This is a genomic window from Streptomyces sp. A012304 (genome assembly GCF_026008495.1).
Classification (GTDB): domain Bacteria; phylum Actinomycetota; class Actinomycetes; order Streptomycetales; family Streptomycetaceae; genus Streptomyces.
In genome coordinates this window covers 101,856-121,037 of record NZ_BQUN01000103.1, presented here as the reverse complement: position 1 = coordinate 121,037, position 19,182 = coordinate 101,856, and the positions used below count along the sequence as shown (strand labels likewise).

The following is a 19,182-nucleotide window of genomic DNA, read 5'->3' as shown; positions in this document are numbered from 1 at the left end:
AGCTGCACAGTCATGGAACTGCACGACGTCTGGTTCGTCCTGATCGCCGTCCTGTGGACCGGCTACTTCTTCCTGGAGGGCTTCGACTTCGGGGTCGGTGTCCTCACCAAGCTGCTCGCCCGCAACCGGCCCGAGCGGCGGGTTCTCATCAACACCATCGGACCGGTCTGGGACGGCAACGAGGTCTGGCTGCTCTCGGCGGGCGGCGCGACCTTCGCCGCCTTCCCGGAGTGGTACGCCACCCTTTTCTCAGGCTTCTACCTGCCTCTGCTGCTCATCCTCGTCTGCCTCATCGTGCGAGGTGTCGCCTTCGAATACCGGGTCAAGCGACCCGAGGAGAACTGGCAGCGCAACTGGGAGCACGCGATCTTCTGGACCTCGCTCCTCCCGGCGTTCCTGTGGGGCGTGGCCTTCGGCAACATCGTGCACGGCGTGAAGATCGACCAGAACTTCGAGTACGTCGGCAATGTCGCGGACCTGCTCAACCCGTACGCGCTGCTCGGTGGTCTGGTCACCCTGACGCTGTTCACCTTCCACGGAGCGGTGTTCACGGCCCTCAAGACGGTCGGTGACATCCGGGAGCGGGCGCGGAAGCTGGCGACCAAGGTCGGTCTGGCGACCTCGGTCCTCGCGGCGCTCTTCCTGCTGTGGACCCAGGTCGAAGGCGGTGACGCCAAGAGCCTGGTGGCGATGGTCGTGGCAGTCGCCGCCCTGGTCGCGGCGCTCGTCGCCAACCAGGCGGGTCGCGAGGGCTGGTCGTTCGCCTTCTCCGGCGTCACCATCGTGGCCGCCGTGGCGATGCTGTTCCTGACGCTCTTCCCGAACGTCATGCCGTCCTCGCTCAACGCGGACTGGAGCCTCACGGTGACCAACGCGTCGTCGAGCCCCTACACCCTGAAGATCATGACCTGGTGTGCGGCGATCGCCACGCCGATCGTGCTGCTCTACCAGGGGTGGACGTACTGGGTGTTCCGCAAGCGGATCGGGACGCAGCACATCGCTGAGGCCGCGCATTGAGTCCGAGTTGGGGCGTGTTTCACGTGAAACACGCCCCTTGAGAAGAGGGTGTGTTTCACGTGAAACCGATCGACCCGCGTCTGCTGCGGTACGCCAGCGCCACGCGCCTCTTCCTGGTGGCGGTCGTCGGCCTGGGCGCCGTCGGGGCGGCGCTGGTCATCGCGCAGGCGATGCTCATCGCCGAGGTGGTGGTCGGCGCCTTCCAGCACGGACTGTCCGTGTCCGGACTCCGCAACCCCCTGCTGCTGTTGGTGGCCGTGGCCATCGGACGCGCGCTGGTCGCCTGGCTCACCGAGCTGGCCGCACACCGCGCGAGCGCCGCCGTGAAGTCGGAGCTGCGGGGGCGTCTGCTGGAACGGGCGACCCTGCTCGGTCCCGGATGGCTGAGCGGGCAGCGGACCGGCTCGCTGGTTGCCCTCGCCACACGGGGCGTGGACGCGCTCGACGGCTATTTCTCGCGCTATCTCCCACAGTTGGGCCTGGCGGTGGTTGTGCCGGTGGCCGTGCTGGCGCGGATCGTGACCGAGGACTGGGTCTCCGCCGCGATCATCGTCGGCACGCTGCCGCTGATCCCGATCTTCATGGTGCTCATCGGTTGGGCCACGCAGTCGCGGATGGACCGTCAGTGGCGGCTGCTGTCCCGGCTGTCCGGACACTTCCTGGACGTCGTCGCGGGGCTGCCGACGCTGAAGGTTTTCGGGCGGGCCAAGGCGCAGGCCGAATCCATCCGGCGCATCACCGGTGATTACCGGCGGGCGACCATGCGGACGCTGCGGATCGCGTTCATCTCGTCGTTCGCGCTGGAGCTGCTGGCGACGCTCTCGGTGGCGCTGGTCGCGGTGACGATCGGCATGCGGCTCGTGCATGGCGAGATGGACCTGTACATCGGCCTGGTCATCCTCGTGCTGGCGCCCGAGGCGTATCTGCCGCTGCGGCAGGTCGGGGCGCAGTACCACGCCGCTGCCGAGGGGCTCGCGGCCGCCGAGGAGATCTTCGCCGTGCTGGAGACACCCGTGCCGTCCTCGGGGACCGGCGCGGTACCCGAGGGCGGTGTGGTCTTCGAAGGCGTGACGGTCCGCTATCCCGGCCGGTCCGCCGACGCCGTCTCGGACGTGTCCTTCACCGTCGAGCCGGGGGAGACGGTCGCGCTCGTCGGGCCGAGCGGCACAGGCAAGTCGACGCTGCTGAACGCACTGCTGGGCTTCGTACGCCCCACTGACGGTCGGGTGTGCGTCGGGGGAGCCGACCTCTCGGATCTCGATCTCGACCAGTGGCGGTCCCGTATCGCCTGGGTGCCGCAGCACCCGCATCTGTACGCCGGCACGATCGCTGAGAACGTACGGCTGGCGCGTCCCGACGCCGATGACGCCGCCGTGCGCCGTGCGCTGGCCGACGCGGGGGCTCTGGAGTTCGTGGAGGCTCTGCCCGCCGGGGCCGGGACCGTGCTCGGCGAGGACGGGGCCGGGCTGTCCGCGGGGCAGCGGCAGCGGCTCGCGCTGGCCCGGGCGTTCCTCGCGGACCGGCCGGTGCTGCTGCTGGACGAGCCGACGGCGGCGCTCGACGGGGAGACCGAGGCGGAGGTCGTGGCGGCCGTGCGGCGGCTGGCGGCCGGCCGGACGGTCCTGCTGGTGGTGCACCGGCCGGCACTGCTGGCGGCGGCGGACCGGGTGGTCCGGCTGGCGCCGACCGAGCCCACGGCAGGACCGAACGGGCCGCACGGGCCTGCCGCGGCCAAGGGCACCGCCGTCTACGCCGTGGACGCCTCCTCCGAGGCGGAGGCGGCCGAGACACCTGCCACGGGCACCCCGGGAAAGGTTCTCGCCCGGATCCGTGACATGGCCGGCGCCCGGCGCGGCCGGCTCGCCCTCGCGCTCTTGCTCGGCAGCCTCGCCCTGGGCAGCGCCGTCGGGCTCATGGCCACGTCCGGCTGGCTCATCTCGCGCGCCTCGCAGCAGCCGCCGGTGCTGTACCTGATGATGGCCGTGACGGCGACCAGGGCCTTCGGCATCGGGCGGGCCGTGTTCCGGTACGCCGAGCGGCTCGTGTCGCACGACGCGGTGCTGCGGATGCTGGCCGACACGCGGGTCGCCGTCTACCGGCGGCTGGAGCGGCTGGCACCCGCCGGACTGCGCGCCACCCGCCGGGGAGACCTGCTGACGCGGCTCGTCGCCGACGTGGACGCCTTGCAGGACTACTGGCTGCGCTGGCTGCTGCCGACCGGTGCCGCCGTCGTCGTCTCGGCCGGCTCCGTCGCGTTCACAGGGTGGCTGCTGCCCGAGGCCGGAGCCGTCCTCGCAGCCGGGCTGCTGGTGGCCGGTGTGGGTGTTCCGCTGGTCACCGGGGCCGTGGCGCGCAGGTCCGAACGCCGGCTCGCTCCCGCCCGAGGGGTGCTGGCCACCCGTACGGCCGACCTGCTGACCGGCACCGCCGAGCTGACCGTGGCCGGTGCCCTGCCCGGCCGGACCGCCGAGGTGCGCGCGGCCGACTCCGTGCTCACCCGGATCGCCTCGCGCGCGGCCACCGCCACCGCGCTCGGCGACGGGCTGACGGCGCTCGTCTGCGGACTGACTGTCGCGGCCGCCGCGCTGGTGGGCGCCCAGGCGGTCGGCGCCGGCCGCCTGGACGGCGTGGCGATGGCTGTCGTCGTCCTCACCCCGCTGGCCGCGTTCGAGGCCGTCCTGGGGCTGCCGCTGGCCGTCCAGTACCGCCAGCGGGTCCGTAGGAGCGCGGAGCGGGTGTACGAGGTCCTGGACTCCCCAGCGCCGGTGCGTGAGCCCGAGCGGCCCCGGCAGGCGCCCGTGTCGCCGTTCCCGCTCGTCGTCAGGGGAATGGCCGCCCGGCACGCCGGGCAGGACCGGGACGCGCTCGCCGGCCTCGACCTGACCCTGTCGCAGGGGCGCCGGATCGCCGTCGTGGGGCCGTCCGGCTCCGGCAAGACGACGCTCGCGCAGGTGCTGTTGCGTTTCCTGGACGCGGGCGCGGGCTCGTACACCCTCGGCGGGGTGGACGCCTACGCCCTCGACGGCGACGACGTGCGGCGGCTCGTGGGGCTGTGCGCGCAGGACGCGCACCTTTTCGACAGCTCGGTCCGCGAGAACCTGCTGCTGGCGAAGAAGGACGCGACCGAGGAGGAGCTGCGGGACGCGCTCGGACGGGCCCGGCTGCTGGAGTGGGCCGACAGCCTGCCCGAGGGACTCGACACACTCGTCGGCGAGCACGGGACCCGGCTGTCCGGCGGGCAGCGGCAGCGGCTCGCGCTGGCCCGCGCCCTCCTCGCCGATTTCCCCGTCCTGGTGCTGGACGAGCCCGCCGAGCACCTCGACCTGCCGACCGCCGACGCGCTCACCACGGACCTGCTGGCGGCCACCGAGGGCCGTACGACGCTGCTCATCACCCACCGGCTGGCCGGGCTCGAGGCGGTGGACGAGGTGGTCGTCCTGGAGGAGGGACGGGTCGTGCAGCGCGGCGCGTACGCGGAGCTGGCCGCCGTGGAGGGTCCGTTGCGGAGGATGGTGGAACGGGAGGCGGCGGCCGAGGAGTTGGTGGGGGTGAGGTGAGAGCCGCTCTCACCTTGCCCGGGGGGACGCGCGATGTCCGCCGTACCGGCTCGTCTCCGCCCCGGGGATCGGGCGTTCCCCGCCGTACTGCCTCCTGAGGCTGCCGTGTGCTCGACAGGGCCGTCCGGTGTGCTCGCGCTGAGCCATTCGGGTCGGCCGGTCCCCCAGGCGTACGACTTGAACAGGACCGGCACCGGGCGGTCGGGACACGATCGCTGACATGCGCTCATCTCGCCGCCGTCGCTTGTTGGTTCCGGCTCTGCTGTGTGCGGCCGCGGTGCTCGCGGCGCGGCCCGCGGACACCGACGCGGATCTCGGCGGTGAGGGCTCCGGCGCGGACAGCGAGATCGGCGCGCAGGTGGCGCGGCTGTACGAGGAGGCGGCCGTGGCCACGCAGCAGTACGAGGCGGGACGGCTGGAGGCGGAGGTGCAACGGGCCGAGGCCCTGCGGCTGGAGGAACTCCTCGACCGCGAGCGGCAGGGGATCGCCTTGTTGCGCGAGGACCTGGGTCGCATCGCGCGCGCCCAGTACCGGGAAGGCGGTGGACTGCCGGCCGCCGCGCAGGTCGTCCTGGCGCGCAGTCCCGACGAGCTGATGCGGGGACAGCATGCGTTCGAGAGGACAAGCCTCGCCGTGGACAACGCGATCGACAAGCACCGGCGGGCGGAGGCGCGGCTGGCCGCCGACGAGGCGCAGGCCGCGGAGGCCTGGCAGACGCTGGAGCGGCGCAACGTCGAACTCGCCGTCCTGAAGAAGGACATCGAGCAGAAACTCGAACAGGCACGTTGGCAGTTGCAGGGACAGGCGGACGCCTCCGTCGCCGCCGGTGCCTGCCGCGGTGCCGTACGGCTCGACCAGCCGCCGACTCACCTCACCGGGCTGTGGGTCGCGCCCGTCGAGGCGTACTCCCTGTCGGCGTCCTTCGGCAGCGGCGGTGAGCGCTGGGCGAACCGGCACACCGGGCAGGACTTCGCGGTACCGATCGGGACGCCCGTGCGAGCGGTCGGCGCGGGCCGAGTGGTGCGCGTGTCGTGCGGCGGGCCGTTCGGCATCGAGGTCGTGCTCGAGCATTCGGACGGCTATTACACGCAGTACGCCCACCTGGCGTCCGTCTCCGTCGACCAGGGCGAGAGCGTGGCTCCTGGGCAGTGGATCGCCCAGTCGGGCACCAGCGGCAACTCCACCGGCCCGCATCTGCATTTCGAGGTGCGGGTCACCCCGGAGACGGGGTCGGCGGTGGACCCGGCGCCGTGGCTGGCCGCCCGCGGCGCACCCGTCGGATGAGTCAGTTGGAGGACTGGACCCGCTCGGCGATCAGCTGCTCGATCACGACGGCGACCCCGTCCTCGTTGTTGGCGACCGTCTGTCCGGAGGCCGCGGCGACGACATCCGGGTGCGCGTTGCCCATGGCGTACGAACGGCCCGCCCAGGTGAGCATTTCGACGTCGTTCGGCATGTCACCGAAGGCGACGACCTCGTCGTGGGAGATTCCGCGCTCCGCGCAGCACAGGGCGAGCGTGCTGGCCTTGGAGACGTCCGGGCCGCTGATCTCCAGCAGGGCGCTGGGGCTGGACCGGGTGACGTTGGCCCGGTCGCCGATGGCCAGTCGCGCCAGGGTGAGGAAGGCGTCCGGGTCGAGCGTCGGATGGAACGCGAGGATCTTCAGGACGGGCTCCCCGGCCCCGGGTGCGTCCGGCGCCAGGAGTTCCTCGGCCGGCGCGAGGGAGTCGGGGATCTCCATGTGCATCTTCGGATACTCCGGCTCCTGGTAGAAGCCGTATGTCTGCTCGACGGCGTACATCGTCCCGGGCGCCGCCTCGCGCAGCAGGCGGACCGCGTCCAGGGCGTTGTCCCGGGCCAGTTCGCGCACCTTCACGAAGCGGTGGGCGCCGGGGCCGCCGTGCAGGTCGACCACGGCGGCACCGTTGCCGCAGATCGCCAGGCCGTGTCCGTGGACGTGTTCGCTGACCACGTCCATCCAGCGGGCCGGGCGGCCGGTGACGAAGAAGACCTCGATGCCCGCCTCCTCGGCGGCGGCGAGGGCCGCGACCGTCCGTGGGGACACGGACTTGTCGTCACGCAGCAGAGTGCCGTCCAGGTCGGTGGCGATCAGCCGCGGCGGGGTGGTGGCGGGCGGGGTCTCGGGCTGTCGAGTCGCTGAGGTCACCAAGTCATTCTCCCGCATATGCCCGCACGAACGTGTGGGAGTGCGCACAGATGAGGCGCAGCCCACTGAGCGTCGACGTCAGCGCAGTTGGGCCGGTGCCTCCATGGCGATCTGCTCGAAGACCTTCTCGTCGGCGGCGAAGTCGGAGTCCGGGATGGGCCAGTGGATCACCAGCTCGGTGAAGCCCAGCTCCTGGTGCCGGCCCGCGAAGTCGACGAAGGCGTCCAGGGACTCCAACGGGCGTCCACGGTCCGGGGTGAAGCCGGTCAGCAGGATCCTGTCCAGCGTGCGCAGGTCCCGCCCCAGGGCCGCACAGGCGTCCGTGAGCTTCTCCAGCTGGCCGCGGAGGGCCTGCACCGACTGTTCCGGGGTGCCGCTCTCGTACAGCTTGGGGTCGCCGGTGGTCACCCATGCCTGACCGTGGCGGGCCGCCAGCTTCAGCCCGCGCGGCCCGGTGGCGGCTACGGCGAAGGGCAGACGCGGACGCTGGACGCAGCCGGGGATGTTGCGCGCCTCGTGCGCGGCGTAGAAGTCGCCTTCGTACGACACGGAGTCCTCGCTGAGCAGCCGGTCGAGCAGTGGCACGAACTCGGCGAAACGGTCGGCCCGCTCGCGCGGGGTCCACGGCTCCTGGCCGAGAGCGGTGGCGTCGAAGCCGGTGCCCCCGGCGCCGATGCCGAGAGTGACGCGGCCGCCGGAGACGTCGTCGAGCGAGATCAGTTCCTTGGCGAGCGTCACCGGGTGGCGGAAGTTCGGCGAGGTCACGAGGGTGCCCAAGCGCAGCCGGTCGGTGACGGCCGCGGCGGCGGTCAGTGTGGGGATCGCGCCGAACCACGGGCCGTCACGGAAGGAACGCCAGGACAGGTGGTCGTAGGTGTACGCGGTGTGGAAGCCGAGCTGCTCGGCGCGCGTCCAGGCCGAACGGCCGCCGTCGTGCCAGCGGCGGTACGGGAGGATCACGGTGCTCAGTCGCAGACTCATGTCATCGAGCGTATGCGGCCGACCGTGTTTCACGTGAAACGGTCACCGGACGCGGTCGGTCAGCCACGGACCGAGGCCGACCAGGATGAACTCCTTGTGCACCAGGTCACCGGGCGGCGGCACATCAGGAACTCGCTCGGCGGGAACCAGTGGGTTTCAGTGGGACTCGGGGAAACGCAGGTACTGCGGCGGCACGGCTCGCGTCAGCCACACTCCGTTGGCACTGACGTGGAAGACATGGCCGTCGCGGTGCATGGCGCCCGCGTCCACGGACAGCACCACGGGGCGTCCCCGGCGGGCTCCGACCCGGGTCGCGGTCTCCCGGTCGGCCGAGAGATGTACGTCGTGCCGGTTCATCGGCCGCAGCCCCTCGGCCCGGATCGCGTCCAGAGACCGGGCCACGGTCCCGTGGTAGAGGTACGGCGGCGGAGTCGCCGGGGGCAGACCCAGGTCCACCTCGATGCTGTGGCCCTGGCTGGCACGGATGCGGGTGCCCTCGATCGCGAAGCGTTTCTTGTCGTTTGCGGCGACGACGTGGTCCAGTTCCTCCCGAGTGAAGGGGAACCCGTGCGCCGTGGCGGCGGCGATCAGTGTCTCGATCTCCACCCAGCCACCCTCGTCGAGGGTGAGGCCGATGCGTTCGGGCTGGTGGCGCAGATGCTTCGAGAGGTACTTCGACACCTTCACGGTGCGTCGTTCGTCCATCCGCACAGCATGGCGGGAGAGACACGGATCACGCATTTTCTTTTGCCGCGCATGTTTGATCCACAACCAACTGAGGTTATCCACAGGGCGACTTGGCGTCTCTGTGGACAACGAGCCGCGCGGTCAGGAGTGTTGATCAACCTCCATAAGAATAAAAGGACTTACGTCATCCCTGCCCAAGCATCCGATCGGCGGTGGGTGTTCAAGCATCACAAGCCCGCAAGGTTCAAGTGCGTTCACAGCGGCGGCTTCATGCGTGCCAGTCGCCGCAACACCCCTGGCGCCAGGCGTGACAGAAGATGCGCGCCACGAGCCTCCGGGGTCACCGTGACGACCGCCTCGTCGCGGACCACGGCGCGCAGGACCGCGCGCGCGACCTTCTCCGGTGGGTAGTTGCGCAACCTGTACAGGCGTGCCGAGCTCTGCTGCCGACGTCGCTCCTCCTCCGGATCGACGCCGACGAACGACGCCGTGGACGTGATGTTGGTGTTCACCAGGCCCGGGCAGATGGCGCTCACCCCGATGTCCTGGCCCGCGAGTTCGGCGCGCAGGCACTCGCTCAACATCAGGACCGCCGCCTTCGACGTGCTGTAAGCGGGCAGGGCCCTCGACGGGAGGAAGGCCGCCGCCGAGGCGATGTTGACGATGTGGCCCCCCTGGCCGCGCTCGGCCATCTGCCGGCCGAAGAGGCGGCAACCATGGATGACACCCCACAAGTTGACGTCGAGAACCTTGCGCCAGTCGTCGGGCGTCGTGTCGAAGAAGGGGCCGGAGAGGCCGACGCCCGCGTTGTTGACCAGCACGTCGACCACGCCGTACTCGGCGGCGACCTTCTTCGCGAAATCCTCCATGGCCTGCTCGTCGGAGACGTCGACCGTCGCCGCCCAGGCCGTCCGCGCGCCACTCAGACGGGACAACTCGGCTGTATGGGAGGCGGCTTCGCCGTCCCGGTCGACGGCCACCACGCGCGCGCCGGCCTTCGCGAACGCCAGCGCCGTGGCGCGCCCGATGCCGCTGCCGGCCCCGGTGACCAGCACCAGCTGCCCGCCGAAGCGGTCGGCGTACGGCGCCTTCCGAGCGGAGACCGCGTTCGACTTCACGGCGCCACCCACGGCACCGTTCTCGGGTTCGACCGAGGTGACGAAGTCGGCGATCCAAGCGGAGACTTGGTCGGGACGGGTGCGGGGGATCCAGTGCTTCGCGGCGAGCGTCCGCCGCGTCAACCGCGGCACCCACCGCTCCAGTTCGTCGTACAGCCGCTCCGACAGGAACGCGTCACCCAAGGGTGTGATGAGCTGCACCGGCACGCGCGCGTGGGCGTCGGGGCGTAGACTGCGCAGCCGGGCGCGGACTTTGTCGCGGTACAGCCATGCGCCGTGGGCCGCGTCGGTGGGCAGGGAGGAGGTCGGGTAGTCGCCGCCGGGCACCTTCTCCATACGGCGCAGCATGGCCGGCCAGCGCTTGCCGAGCGGGCCCCGCCAAGCGAGTTCGGGCAGTGCGGGTGTGTGCAGCAGGTAGACGTACCAGGACTTGGCTCCTTGGCCGAGGAGTTGAGCGACCCGGCGTGGAGTGGGGCGCTTGAGGCGCTTGTTGATCCAGTGACCGAAGTGGTCGAGCGACGGTCCGGACATGGAGGTGAAGGACGCGATACGGCCCTCGGTGCGCTCGACCGTGACGAACTCCCATGCCTGCACGGATCCCCAGTCATGGCCGACGAGATGGACCGGGCGGTCCGGACTCACCGCGTCCACGACCGCCAGGAAGTCGTCCGTCAGCTTCTCCAGCGTGAAACCCCCGCGCAGCGGCTGCGGCGCCGACGACCGGCCGTGGCCCCGGACGTCGTACAGCACCACGTGGAAGCGGTCGGCGAGACGGACGGCGATCTCCGACCACACCTCCTTGCTGTCCGGATAGCCGTGCACCAGGACGACGGTCGGCCGCTGCGAATCGCCCAGTTCGGCGACGCACAACTCGATCCCGCCCGTACGCACCCAGCGCTCTCGCGCGCCCTCCAGCACGGTCACTTCCCCTCCGCCCAGCGCCGCACGTGCGGCAGATCGTCGTCCAGCCAGAAGGCGCTCTGCCGTGGACCCCGGGAGTCGGTGACCACGCGGAGCTCCTCGAACGTCGCGCCCGTACCGCGGAAGTCGGGATGGGGTTCGACCGCCCACAGGACCGGCCGCGGCGGATGGTCGGAGAAACGGTACGGCGACCACCGGCACGCGCGAAGGCGAAATACGCGCAGGTCGGCGGAGAGTTCGCGTGTCACTGCCGTTGTCATGGCACCTCGGTCCCGGTGGTCGCGGTACGCGATCGTCAGGTGACTCGCCCGAATCTCGCACTTGTTAGAGAAGGCGTCAATAGGGCGCACCCCAGGCCCGCCGATCACCGCCCGTAACTCTCAAGCAGGGCATCCCCTACGGACCCCTACGTCTGAGGTCTGACCCGAAGACGGCTCTGAGGTCTGACGCATTCCATGGTGTGCGTCACTACCGTCGAAGACGTGACTGTGATCGCGACCGAAAGCCTGAGCAAGCGGTTCCCCCGGGTGACCGCTCTCGACCGGCTGTCCGTGGACATCGGGCCGGGTGTGACCGGACTCGTCGGTGCCAACGGCGCCGGCAAGTCCACCCTGATCAAGATCCTGCTGGGTCTGTCCCCGGCCACGGAGGGCCGAGCCGAGGTGCTCGGCCTCGACGTCGCCACCAAGGGCGCCGCCATCCGCGAGCGCGTGGGCTACATGCCGGAGCACGACTGCCTGCCGCCCGACGTCTCGGCCACCGAGTTCGTCGTGCACATGGCCCGCATGTCCGGCCTGCCGCCCACCGCCGCGCGCGAGCGCACCGCGGACACCCTGCGCCATGTCGGCCTGTACGAGGAGCGCTACCGACCCATCGGCGGCTACTCCACCGGCATGAAGCAGCGCGTGAAGCTCGCCCAGGCCCTGGTGCACGACCCGCAGCTGGTCTTCCTCGATGAGCCGACCAACGGCCTCGACCCGGTCGGCCGCGACGAGATGCTCGGCCTCATCCGCCGTGTCCACACCGACTTCGGCATCTCGGTCCTGGTCACCTCCCACCTGCTGGGCGAACTCGAACGCACCTGCGACCACGTCGTCGTCATCGACGGCGGCAAGCTCCTGCGCTCCAGCTCCACCACCGACTTCACCCAGACCACCACCACCCTCGCGATCGAGGTCACCGACACCGACACCCACCCCGACGGCACCCGCGCGGTCCGCGAGGCGCTCCACGCGCGCGGGGTGGACGTCCTCGACACCGACAGCGGCCTGCCGGGCGCCGGCCACATCCTGCTGCTGACCGCGCAGAGCGAGGACACCTACGACGTGGTGCGGGACGTGGTCGCCGACCTCGGCCTGGGCCTGGTCCGCATGGAGCAGCGCCGGCACCACATCTCGGAGGTCTTCACGGACAGCGACGCGACGAGGAAGGAGGCCGTCGGCCATGGCGGTTGAGCACCCCCTGGCGCCCGCGCAGGGCGACCAGACCCGCATCCACAACATCGGCTACCGCAGCTACGACGGCCCGCGCCTGGGCCGCTCCTACGCCCGCCGCTCCCTCTACTCGCAGTCCCTGCGCGGCGCCTACGGCCTCGGCCGCTCGGTGAAGTCCAAAGTGCTGCCCATGCTGCTCTTCGTGGTGATGTGCGTGCCCGCGGCCATCATGGTCGCCGTCGCGGTCGCCACGAAGGCCAAGGACCTCCCCCTGGACTACACGCGGTACGCGATCGTCATGCAGGCCGTCATCAGCCTGTACGTCGCCTCGCAGGCACCCCAGTCCGTCTCGCGCGACCTGCGCTTCAAGACCGTGCCGCTGTACTTCTCACGGCCGATCGAGACCGCCGACTACGTACGCGCGAAGTTCGCGGCGCTGGCGTCGGCGATGTTCATCCTCACCGCGGCCCCGCTGCTGGTGCTCTACGTGGGCGCCCTGCTGGCCAAGCTCGACTTCTCGGAACAGACCGAGGGATTCGCTCAAGGGCTCGTCTCCGTGGCACTGCTCTCCCTGCTCTTCGCCGGCATCGGCCTGGTCATCGCCTCGGTGACCCCGCGCCGCGGCTTCGGCATCGCGGCCGTCATCGCCGTCCTGACCATCTCCTACGGTGCGGTCTCCACGCTCCAGGCCATCGCCGACGCGCAGGGCAGCACCGACGCCACCCCCTGGATCGGCCTGTTCTCGCCGATCACCCTCATCGACGGAGTGCAGTCCGCGTTCCTGGGCGCCACCTCCGCCTTCCCCGGCGGAATCGGCCCGTCCCAGAGCGAGGGCGTGGTGTATGTCATCGTCGCCCTGGGCCTCGTCGCCGCCAGCTACGGCCTCCTGATGCGCCGCTACCGGAAGGTGGGCCTGTGACCACGCTCTCCCTCGACCACGTCTCGCGCTGGTTCGGCAACGTGGTCGCCGTCAACGACATCACCATGACCATCGGCCCTGGCGTCACCGGCCTGCTCGGTCCCAACGGCGCCGGAAAGTCCACCCTCATCAACATGATGGGCGGCTTCCTCGCCCCCTCCACCGGCACCGTCACCCTCGACGGCCGGCCGGTGTGGCGCAACGAGGCGATCTACAAGCACATCGGCATCGTCCCCGAGCGCGAGGCGATGTACGACTTCCTCACCGGCCGCGAGTTCGTCGTCGCCAACGCCGAACTGCACGGCCTCGGCGCCAAGGCCGCCCAGAGGGCCCTGGCCACGGTCGAGATGGAGTACGCGCAGGACCGCAAGATCTCCACCTACTCCAAGGGCATGCGGCAGCGCGTGAAGATGGCCAGCGCCCTGGTCCACGACCCCTCGCTGCTCCTGCTGGACGAACCCTTCAACGGCATGGACCCGCGCCAGCGCATGCAGCTCATGGAGCTGCTGCGGCGCATGGGCGACGAGGGCCGCACCGTGCTGTTCTCCTCGCACATCCTCGAAGAGGTCGAGCAACTCGCCTGGCACATCGAGGTCGTGGTCGCCGGCCGGCACGCGGCCAGCGGCGACTTCCGCCGGATCCGCCGCCTGATGACCGACCGCCCGCACCGCTACCTGGTGCGCTCCAGCGACGACCGCGCCCTCGCGGCCGCGCTGATCGCCGACCCGTCGACATCCGGCATCGAAGTCGACCTCGCCGAGGGCGCGCTGCGCGTCCAGGCCGTCGACTTCGGCCGCTTCACGACCCTGTTGCCGAGGGTGGCGCGCGACCACGGCATCCGGCTGCTCACGGTCTCGCCGTCCGACGAGTCCCTCGAGTCCGTCTTCTCGTACCTGGTCGCGGCGTAGGAGGCCGAAGATGTACGACCCCACTGTCGCCCGGCTCACCTATCGGGCTCTGCTCGGCCGTCGCCGAGCCCTCATCCTCGGCGCGCTGCCGCTGCTGCTGATCGCGATCTCCGTCGTCGTGCGCGCCCTGACCGGCGCCGACGACCAGACGGCGTCGGACCTGCTGGGCGGATTCGCGATCGCCACCATGGTGCCGATCATCGGCGTCATCGCGGGCACGGGCGCGATCGGCCCGGAGATCGACGACGGCTCCGTGGTCTACCTGCTGTCCAAGCCGGTCAAGCGACCCACGATCATCTACACCAAGCTGATCGTGGCGATCGCGGTGACGATGGTGTTCTCGGCGCTGCCGACCCTGATCGCCGGGTTCATCCTCAACGGCAACGGCCAGCAGATCGCCGTGGCCTACACGGTCGCCGCGCTGGTCTCCTCCATCGCCTATGCCGCGCTCTTCCTGCTGCTGGGCACGGTGTCCCGGCACGCGGTGGTCTTCGGCCTCGTCTACGCCCTTGTCTGGGAGGCCCTGTTCGGCTCCCTGGTGCCGGGCGCGCGGACCCTCAGCGTCCAGCAGTGGTCGCTGGCCGTCGCTCACAAGGTGGCCGGCGGTGACCTGGTCACCTCGGACGTCGGGCTGACCACGGCGACGGTGCTGCTGGTCGCGGTGACGGTCCTGGCCACCTGGTACGCCGGGCAGAAGCTGCGGGCGCTGACGCTGGCGGGCGAGGAGTAGGCGCCGACGAAGGGTTCTTGACGGGGGCTTCACCTCCGTCCGGGCACACTGGGCAAAGCGGATACGACGGGAAGGTCGGCCGGGAGGACGGCGATGGCGGACGAGGCGGCGCGGTACGACGGCCGGGAGCGCGAGGGCGGCGGGCCGTCCGGGGACGGGACCTCGGACCCGGCTGCGGGCCGGGCCTCGGACGGGACCTGGGACGACCTCGTCCTGGACGAGGACTTCATACGGGCCGCCGAGACATCCGAACCGTCCGCCCGGGCCCGGATGCTCGCAGCCCGCTGGCGCGGCAAGGAGCCCGAGCCGCAGCCGTGGCGCTCCGACGAGCCGCCCGCGGGCTGGTTCTTCAGCAAGGCCCGCCGCCGCCGGTGGCGCCGCCGGTAACCCGGCACGGACTCGACGCGGGGACCGCAATTCCGTACGGCGTCGGCGGCGGCGTCCGCATCGGCATCCGAGGGGATGCGGGCGCGGCGTCGACGGGGAAGGGGCGCGGCGTCGGCGGGCGGGGGACTTCGACAAGCGCCCCGCCCCAGCCCCCGAAGCGCCCACAACGCTCAAGCCTGCCGGTGCTCCCCCTGCCGGCCGTCGTCTGTCGGCCGTCATCTCCCGGCCGTCGGGCGGCGTCTGTCGGCCGTCGTCCCCTAAGCCCCCGCACACCCGTTTTATTCGGTGGCGCCCAACTCGTCCGGCGGGCACAGTTGTTGTGTCCGCAGTGCCGGGGAGGAACCGGCGTCACAGACCGGGAGAGGAGCGGGGCGATGCCCATGCACGGCAGTTCGTTCCGCTTCCGTCAGGGCAGCCCGTGGCGGGCTCCGGAGTAGTTACCCCTCCGTCGAGCCCGCCCCGCACGGGGAGCTGCCCGGGGCGGCCGCTTCGAGCACGTGAGCACTGCGCTCGCGTGGGCCGCCTTCCCGACTTCCGCCTCTGAGCAGAGGCGACCCGCGCTGGGGTGGGCGGGCGAGTGTGCGGTGATCCGGCACCTGCGGAGTGCCGCTGCGCCCACCGCCCCCCGCCCCGGCGGCACGACGATCCGCGGTCAGCCCAGCAGGCGCTCCACCACCACGGCGATCCCGTCCTCCTCGTTGGAGGACGTCACCTCGTCGGCCACCGCCTTCAGTTCCGTGTGGGCGTTGGCCATGGCGACGCCGTAGGAGGCCCAGGCGAACATCGGTAGGTCGTTGGGCATGTCGCCGAAGGCGATCGTGTCGGCGGCCTTCAGGCCCAGCCGGCGGGCGGCGAGGGAGAGGCCGGTGGCCTTGGAGAGGCCGAGGGGGAGGAGCTCCACGATGCCCTCGCCGGCCATCGCCACCGTGACGAAGCCGCCCGCGGCCTGGCGGGCCGCCTCGGCCAGCTGGTCGTCGGACAGTTCGGGGTGCTGTATGTAGATCTTGTTCAGCGGGGCCGACCACAGGTCGGACGCGTCCGTGAACGGGGTCGCCGGGAGCCTGCCGGTGACGGCGTAACCGGGGCCGACCAGCACCTCTCCCTCCAGCCCGTCCCGGCTCGCCGCCAGGTACAGCGGACCGACCTCGGCCTCGATCTTGGCCAGGGCCACGCCCGCCAGCTGCCGGTCCAGGGTGACCGAGGTCAGCAGGCGGTGCTCGCCGGCGTCGTAGACCTGGGCGCCCTGGCCGCAGACCGCGAGACCGTCGTAGCCGAGGTCGTCGAGGATGTGACGGGTCCAGGGGACCGCGCGGCCGGTGACGACGATATGGGCGGCCCCCGCCGCGGTGGCCGCGGCGAGGGCGTCACGGGTGCGTCGCGATATCGACTCGTCGGAGCGCAGCAGCGTCCCGTCGAGGTCGGTCGCGATCAGCCGGTAGGGGAATCCCGCGGCGGCCTCGCTCACCGGGCCACCGGCTCCAGGACCTCCCGGCCGCCGAGGTACGGGCGCAGCACCTCGGGCACACGCACGGAACCGTCGGCCTGCTGGTGGTTCTCCAGGATCGCCACGATCGTGCGCGGAACGGCGCACAGGGTGCCGTTGAGCGTGGCCAGCGGGCGGACCTGCTTGCCCTCACGGACGCGGATCTGGAGGCGGCGGGACTGGAACTCGGTGCAGTCCGAGGTCGAGGTCAGCTCGCGGTACTTGCCCTGGGTCGGGATCCACGCCTCGCAGTCGAACTTGCGGGCCGCGGACGAGCCCAGGTCGGCCGACGCGACGTCGATGACCCGGAACGGCAGCTCCAGCGACGTCAGCCACTGCTTCTCCCACTCCAGCAGGCGCTGGTGCTCGGCCTGCGAGTCCTCGGGAGTGACGTACGTGAACATCTCGACCTTGTCGAACTGGTGCACGCGGAAGATGCCCCGGGTGTCCTTGCCGTGCGAGCCGGCCTCGCGGCGGAAGCAGGGGGAGAACCCGGCGTAGCGCAGCGGCAGGCGCTCGGCGTCGATGATCTCGTCCATGTGGTACGCGGCGAGGGGGACCTCGGAGGTGCCGACCAGGTACAGGTCGTCCTTGTCGAGGTGGTAGACGTCCTGGGCCGCCTGGCCGAGGAAGCCGGTGCCGGCCATCGACTGCGGACGCACCAGCGCCGGGGTGAGCATGGGCGTGAAGCCGGCGGCGGTGGCCTGCGCGATCGCCGCGTTCACCAGGGCCAGCTCCAGCAGGGCGCCGACACCGGTGAGGAAGTAGAAGCGGGAGCCGGAGACCTTCGCGCCGCGCTCGACGTCGATCGCGCCGAGGAGCTGGCCCAGCTCCAGGTGGTCCTTGGGCTCGAAGCCCTCGGCGGCGAAGTCGCGGATCTCGCCGTGCGTCTCGAGCGTGGCGAAGTCCTCCTCGCCGCCGACGGGCACGTCGGGGTGGACGAGGTTGCCCAGCTGGAGCAGGAGTTCCTGGGTCTCGGCGTCGGCGGCGTCGCGCTCGGCGTCCGCGGCCTTGACGTCGGCGGCGAGCTGGCTCGCCTTCTTCAGCAGCTCGGCCTTCTCGTCCGCGGAGGCCTTGGGGATGAGCTTGCCGAGGGACTTCTGTTCGGCGCGCAGCTCGTCGAAGCGGACGCCGGACGACCTGCGCCGCTCGTCGGCAGACAGGAGAGCGTCGACGAGCGCGACATCCTCTCCACGGGCGCGCTGGGAGGCGCGCACACGGTCGGGGTCCTCACGGAGCAGGCGAAGGTCAATCACGCGGTCAAGGCTACCCGTGCGGGGTTGCCGCCCACGACTCGCTATTTCAGGCCGCGCCTTACCTGCCGTTATGGGTGAATTGCGTAGCGTGTCAAGGGAAAGTGTCTCACCCCCTGGGACGGAGCAGCGGTGTGGCGCCGAGTTGACCCGTTTCCTATCGCTTCTCGCCGATTCCCTTGTGGAGAAAGGGACTTGGCGGGCCGGTTGTCCACAGGGGTGCACCGCTCCAGAAAAGTTATCCACAGGGTGTGTGGAACATCTGTGGACTTCGGAATTGATCACTCCGGATGGTCTGGCCGGAGTGAGGAATGCCTGGCTCAAACCTGTCTCGCGCCCACTTTCGGTGGAAAGGGGTCATCCCAAAGGATTGTTCAAAGGAAAAGAGTGGACGAAGGGCGAGTGACGGGGTGAGCGCTCCCCTTCCGCCCTGTAGGGCGATTTGTCGACCGACCGACCCTTCCTTGTCGACTTGTCCCCAGGTCGAGAAGCCGCCCTGTGGATAACTTCTGTGGACAAGGAAGATATGCAGGTAGGACCGAAGACATGTACGACCGCAGGGAGGCAGACCTACGGAGCCGAGGACCGGCTAGAAACGGCCGTCCTGGCAGCGCGCCACCCAGTCCGCCGCCGCCACGAACTCCGCGTCCGACGTTCCGGCCGGCGGAGCCTCGACGTCTCCCGCGATCACGCCCGCACGTGGGTAGGAGCCGAGGAACCGCACATCACGGCAGATCCTCTTGAGCCCCATGAGCGCGTCGGCCATGCGCCGGTCGGAGATGTGGCCGGCGGCGTCGATGCAGAAGCAGTAGTTGCCGATACCGGCGCCGGTCGGCCGCGACTGGAGCACCATCAGGTTGATACCGCGCGTGGCGAACTCGGCGAGCAGATCGCGCAGCGCGCCCGGGTGGTCGTCGCGCTGCCACAGCACGACGGACGTCTTGTCCGCGCCGGTCGGCGCGGCGGGCCGGGCCGGACGGCCCACCAACACGAACCGCGTCTGCGCGTTCTTGGCGTCGTGGATCTCGGTCTCCAGGGCCTCCAGGCCGTACCGGGCGGCCGCGAACTCGCCCGCGAAGGCGGCGTCGTAGCGGCCCTCCTGGACCAGGCGGGCGCCCTCGGCGTTCGAGGCGGCCGACTCCCAGACGGCGTCCGGGAGGTTCGCCTTCAGCCAGTTGCGCACTTGCGGCTGTGCGGCCGGGTGGGCGGTGACCGTCTTGACGTCCGACAGCTTGGTGCCGGGCCGGACCAGCAGCGCGAAGGTGATCGACAGCAGCACCTCGCGGTAGATCATCAGCGGCGCGCCCGCGACCAGCTCGTCGAGGGTGGCGGTGATCCCGCCCTCGACGGAGTTCTCGATCGGCACGAACGCGGCCTCGGCCTCGCCTGCGCGTACGGCGTCCAGCGCTGACTGCACGGACACGTACGGGATCAGCTGACGGGTGGCCGTCTCCGGAAGCGTGCGCAGGGCGACCTCCGTGAAGGTGCCCTCGGGGCCGAGATAGGCATAGCTCGCTGGCATGACCTCACCCTAATGGGCCTTGTGAAACCAGGAGCCGTGTTTCCCGCCCACCCCTCACGCGAGTGAACCCGCGTGACCTGAAGCCGCTGCTCGACGTG

General features: G+C 70.8%; 15 protein-coding genes and 1 pseudogene. 8 read left to right on the top strand and 8 right to left on the bottom strand.

The features are described 5' to 3' along the window. Positions 1–12: 12 nt before the first annotated feature. The 3 genes from cydB (at position 13) to ALMP_RS26260 (ending at position 5,859) form a co-directional block, all read left to right on the top strand. Entirely contained in the window at positions 13–1,017 is a 1,005-nt protein-coding gene (gene cydB / locus ALMP_RS26270; protein ID WP_264932461.1) for a cytochrome d ubiquinol oxidase subunit II, read from the top strand. Positions 1,018–1,076: 59 nt separating this feature from the next. Further along, entirely contained in the window at positions 1,077–4,574 is a 3,498-nt protein-coding gene (gene cydD, locus ALMP_RS26265; RefSeq protein WP_264932459.1) for a thiol reductant ABC exporter subunit CydD, read from the top strand. A 220-nt stretch (positions 4,575–4,794) separates the two neighbouring features. After that, positions 4,795–5,859: a M23 family metallopeptidase gene (locus ALMP_RS26260; protein ID WP_264932457.1), complete on the top strand. Its 1,065-nt coding sequence runs from the start codon at positions 4,795–4,797 to the stop codon at positions 5,857–5,859. Between the two features lies 1 nt (position 5,860). Here ALMP_RS26260 and ALMP_RS26255 read toward each other — a convergent pair whose 3' ends face one another. The 5 genes and pseudogenes from ALMP_RS26255 to ALMP_RS26235 form a co-directional block, all read right to left on the bottom strand. Beyond that, a complete protein-coding gene (locus tag ALMP_RS26255) occupies positions 5,861–6,760 on the bottom strand; it encodes a Cof-type HAD-IIB family hydrolase (RefSeq protein ID WP_264932455.1) in 900 nt (299 codons plus the stop codon). Between the two features lie 60 nt (positions 6,761–6,820). Further along, complete coding sequence (locus tag ALMP_RS26250) at positions 6,821–7,723, bottom strand: LLM class flavin-dependent oxidoreductase (RefSeq protein WP_264932453.1); 903 nt, start codon at positions 7,721–7,723, stop codon at positions 6,821–6,823. Between the two features lie 156 nt (positions 7,724–7,879). Next, positions 7,880–8,428 (bottom strand): RNA 2'-phosphotransferase, encoded by a 549-nt coding sequence (locus ALMP_RS26245; RefSeq protein ID WP_264932451.1) that lies wholly within the window; start codon positions 8,426–8,428, stop codon positions 7,880–7,882. A 236-nt stretch (positions 8,429–8,664) separates the two neighbouring features. Further along, positions 8,665–10,452, bottom strand: coding sequence for an SDR family oxidoreductase (locus ALMP_RS26240; protein ID WP_264932449.1), 1,788 nt, complete (start codon positions 10,450–10,452; stop codon positions 8,665–8,667). Next, a pseudogene (locus ALMP_RS26235) lies at positions 10,449–10,643 on the bottom strand (Xaa-Pro aminopeptidase); the annotation flags it as partial. The pseudogene ALMP_RS26235 and the gene ALMP_RS26240, both read right to left, overlap by 4 nt. Positions 10,644–10,937: 294 nt before the next feature. Here ALMP_RS26235 and ALMP_RS26230 point away from each other — a divergent pair. The 5 genes from ALMP_RS26230 to ALMP_RS26210 all read left to right on the top strand — a co-directional run bounded on the left by ALMP_RS26230 (position 10,938) and on the right by ALMP_RS26210 (position 14,826). Beyond that, positions 10,938–11,903 carry an ABC transporter ATP-binding protein gene (locus ALMP_RS26230; RefSeq protein WP_264932898.1) on the top strand — a complete coding sequence of 322 codons (966 nt, stop codon included), beginning with the start codon at positions 10,938–10,940 and terminating at the stop codon, positions 11,901–11,903. Next, a complete protein-coding gene (locus tag ALMP_RS26225; protein WP_264932447.1) occupies positions 11,893–12,801 on the top strand; it encodes an ABC transporter permease in 909 nt (302 codons plus the stop codon). The genes ALMP_RS26230 and ALMP_RS26225 overlap by 11 nt, the downstream gene beginning before the upstream one ends. Next, positions 12,798–13,709, top strand: coding sequence for an ABC transporter ATP-binding protein (locus ALMP_RS26220; protein ID WP_264932445.1), 912 nt, complete (start codon positions 12,798–12,800; stop codon positions 13,707–13,709). Before ALMP_RS26225 ends, ALMP_RS26220 begins: the two co-directional genes overlap by 4 nt. A 10-nt stretch (positions 13,710–13,719) precedes the next feature. After that, entirely contained in the window at positions 13,720–14,439 is a 720-nt protein-coding gene (locus ALMP_RS26215; protein WP_264932443.1) for an ABC transporter permease subunit, read from the top strand. A 93-nt stretch (positions 14,440–14,532) separates the two neighbouring features. Next, complete coding sequence (locus ALMP_RS26210) at positions 14,533–14,826, top strand: hypothetical protein (RefSeq protein WP_264932441.1); 294 nt, start codon at positions 14,533–14,535, stop codon at positions 14,824–14,826. 652 nt (positions 14,827–15,478) lie between these two features. Here ALMP_RS26210 and ALMP_RS26205 read toward each other — a convergent pair. From ALMP_RS26205 to pheA, 3 genes are all read right to left on the bottom strand, one after another. Beyond that, positions 15,479–16,291, bottom strand: coding sequence for an HAD family hydrolase (locus tag ALMP_RS26205; protein ID WP_264932439.1), 813 nt, complete (start codon positions 16,289–16,291; stop codon positions 15,479–15,481). Beyond that, positions 16,288–17,565 carry a serine--tRNA ligase gene (gene serS / locus ALMP_RS26200; RefSeq protein WP_264932437.1) on the bottom strand — a complete coding sequence of 426 codons (1,278 nt, stop codon included), beginning with the start codon at positions 17,563–17,565 and terminating at the stop codon, positions 16,288–16,290. The genes ALMP_RS26205 and serS overlap by 4 nt, the downstream gene beginning before the upstream one ends. Before the next feature lie 586 nt (positions 17,566–18,151). Next, a complete protein-coding gene (pheA, locus tag ALMP_RS26195) occupies positions 18,152–19,084 on the bottom strand; it encodes a prephenate dehydratase (RefSeq protein WP_264932435.1) in 933 nt (310 codons plus the stop codon). Positions 19,085–19,182: the final 98 nt, after the last annotated feature.

Coding starts and splice junctions, on each gene's coding strand:
- ALMP_RS26245 (WP_264932451.1), bottom strand. CDS start 8,428: ATGGACGAACGACGCACCGTGAAGGTGTCGAAGTACCTCTCGAAGCAT.
- pheA (WP_264932435.1), bottom strand. CDS start 19,084: ATGCCAGCGAGCTATGCCTATCTCGGCCCCGAGGGCACCTTCACGGAG.
- ALMP_RS26210 (WP_264932441.1), top strand. CDS start 14,533: ATGGCGGACGAGGCGGCGCGGTACGACGGCCGGGAGCGCGAGGGCGGC.
- cydB (WP_264932461.1), top strand. CDS start 13: ATGGAACTGCACGACGTCTGGTTCGTCCTGATCGCCGTCCTGTGGACC.
- ALMP_RS26215 (WP_264932443.1), top strand. CDS start 13,720: ATGTACGACCCCACTGTCGCCCGGCTCACCTATCGGGCTCTGCTCGGC.
- ALMP_RS26260 (WP_264932457.1), top strand. CDS start 4,795: ATGCGCTCATCTCGCCGCCGTCGCTTGTTGGTTCCGGCTCTGCTGTGT.
- ALMP_RS26255 (WP_264932455.1), bottom strand. CDS start 6,760: ATGCGGGAGAATGACTTGGTGACCTCAGCGACTCGACAGCCCGAGACC.
- ALMP_RS26225 (WP_264932447.1), top strand. CDS start 11,893: ATGGCGGTTGAGCACCCCCTGGCGCCCGCGCAGGGCGACCAGACCCGC.
- ALMP_RS26250 (WP_264932453.1), bottom strand. CDS start 7,723: ATGAGTCTGCGACTGAGCACCGTGATCCTCCCGTACCGCCGCTGGCAC.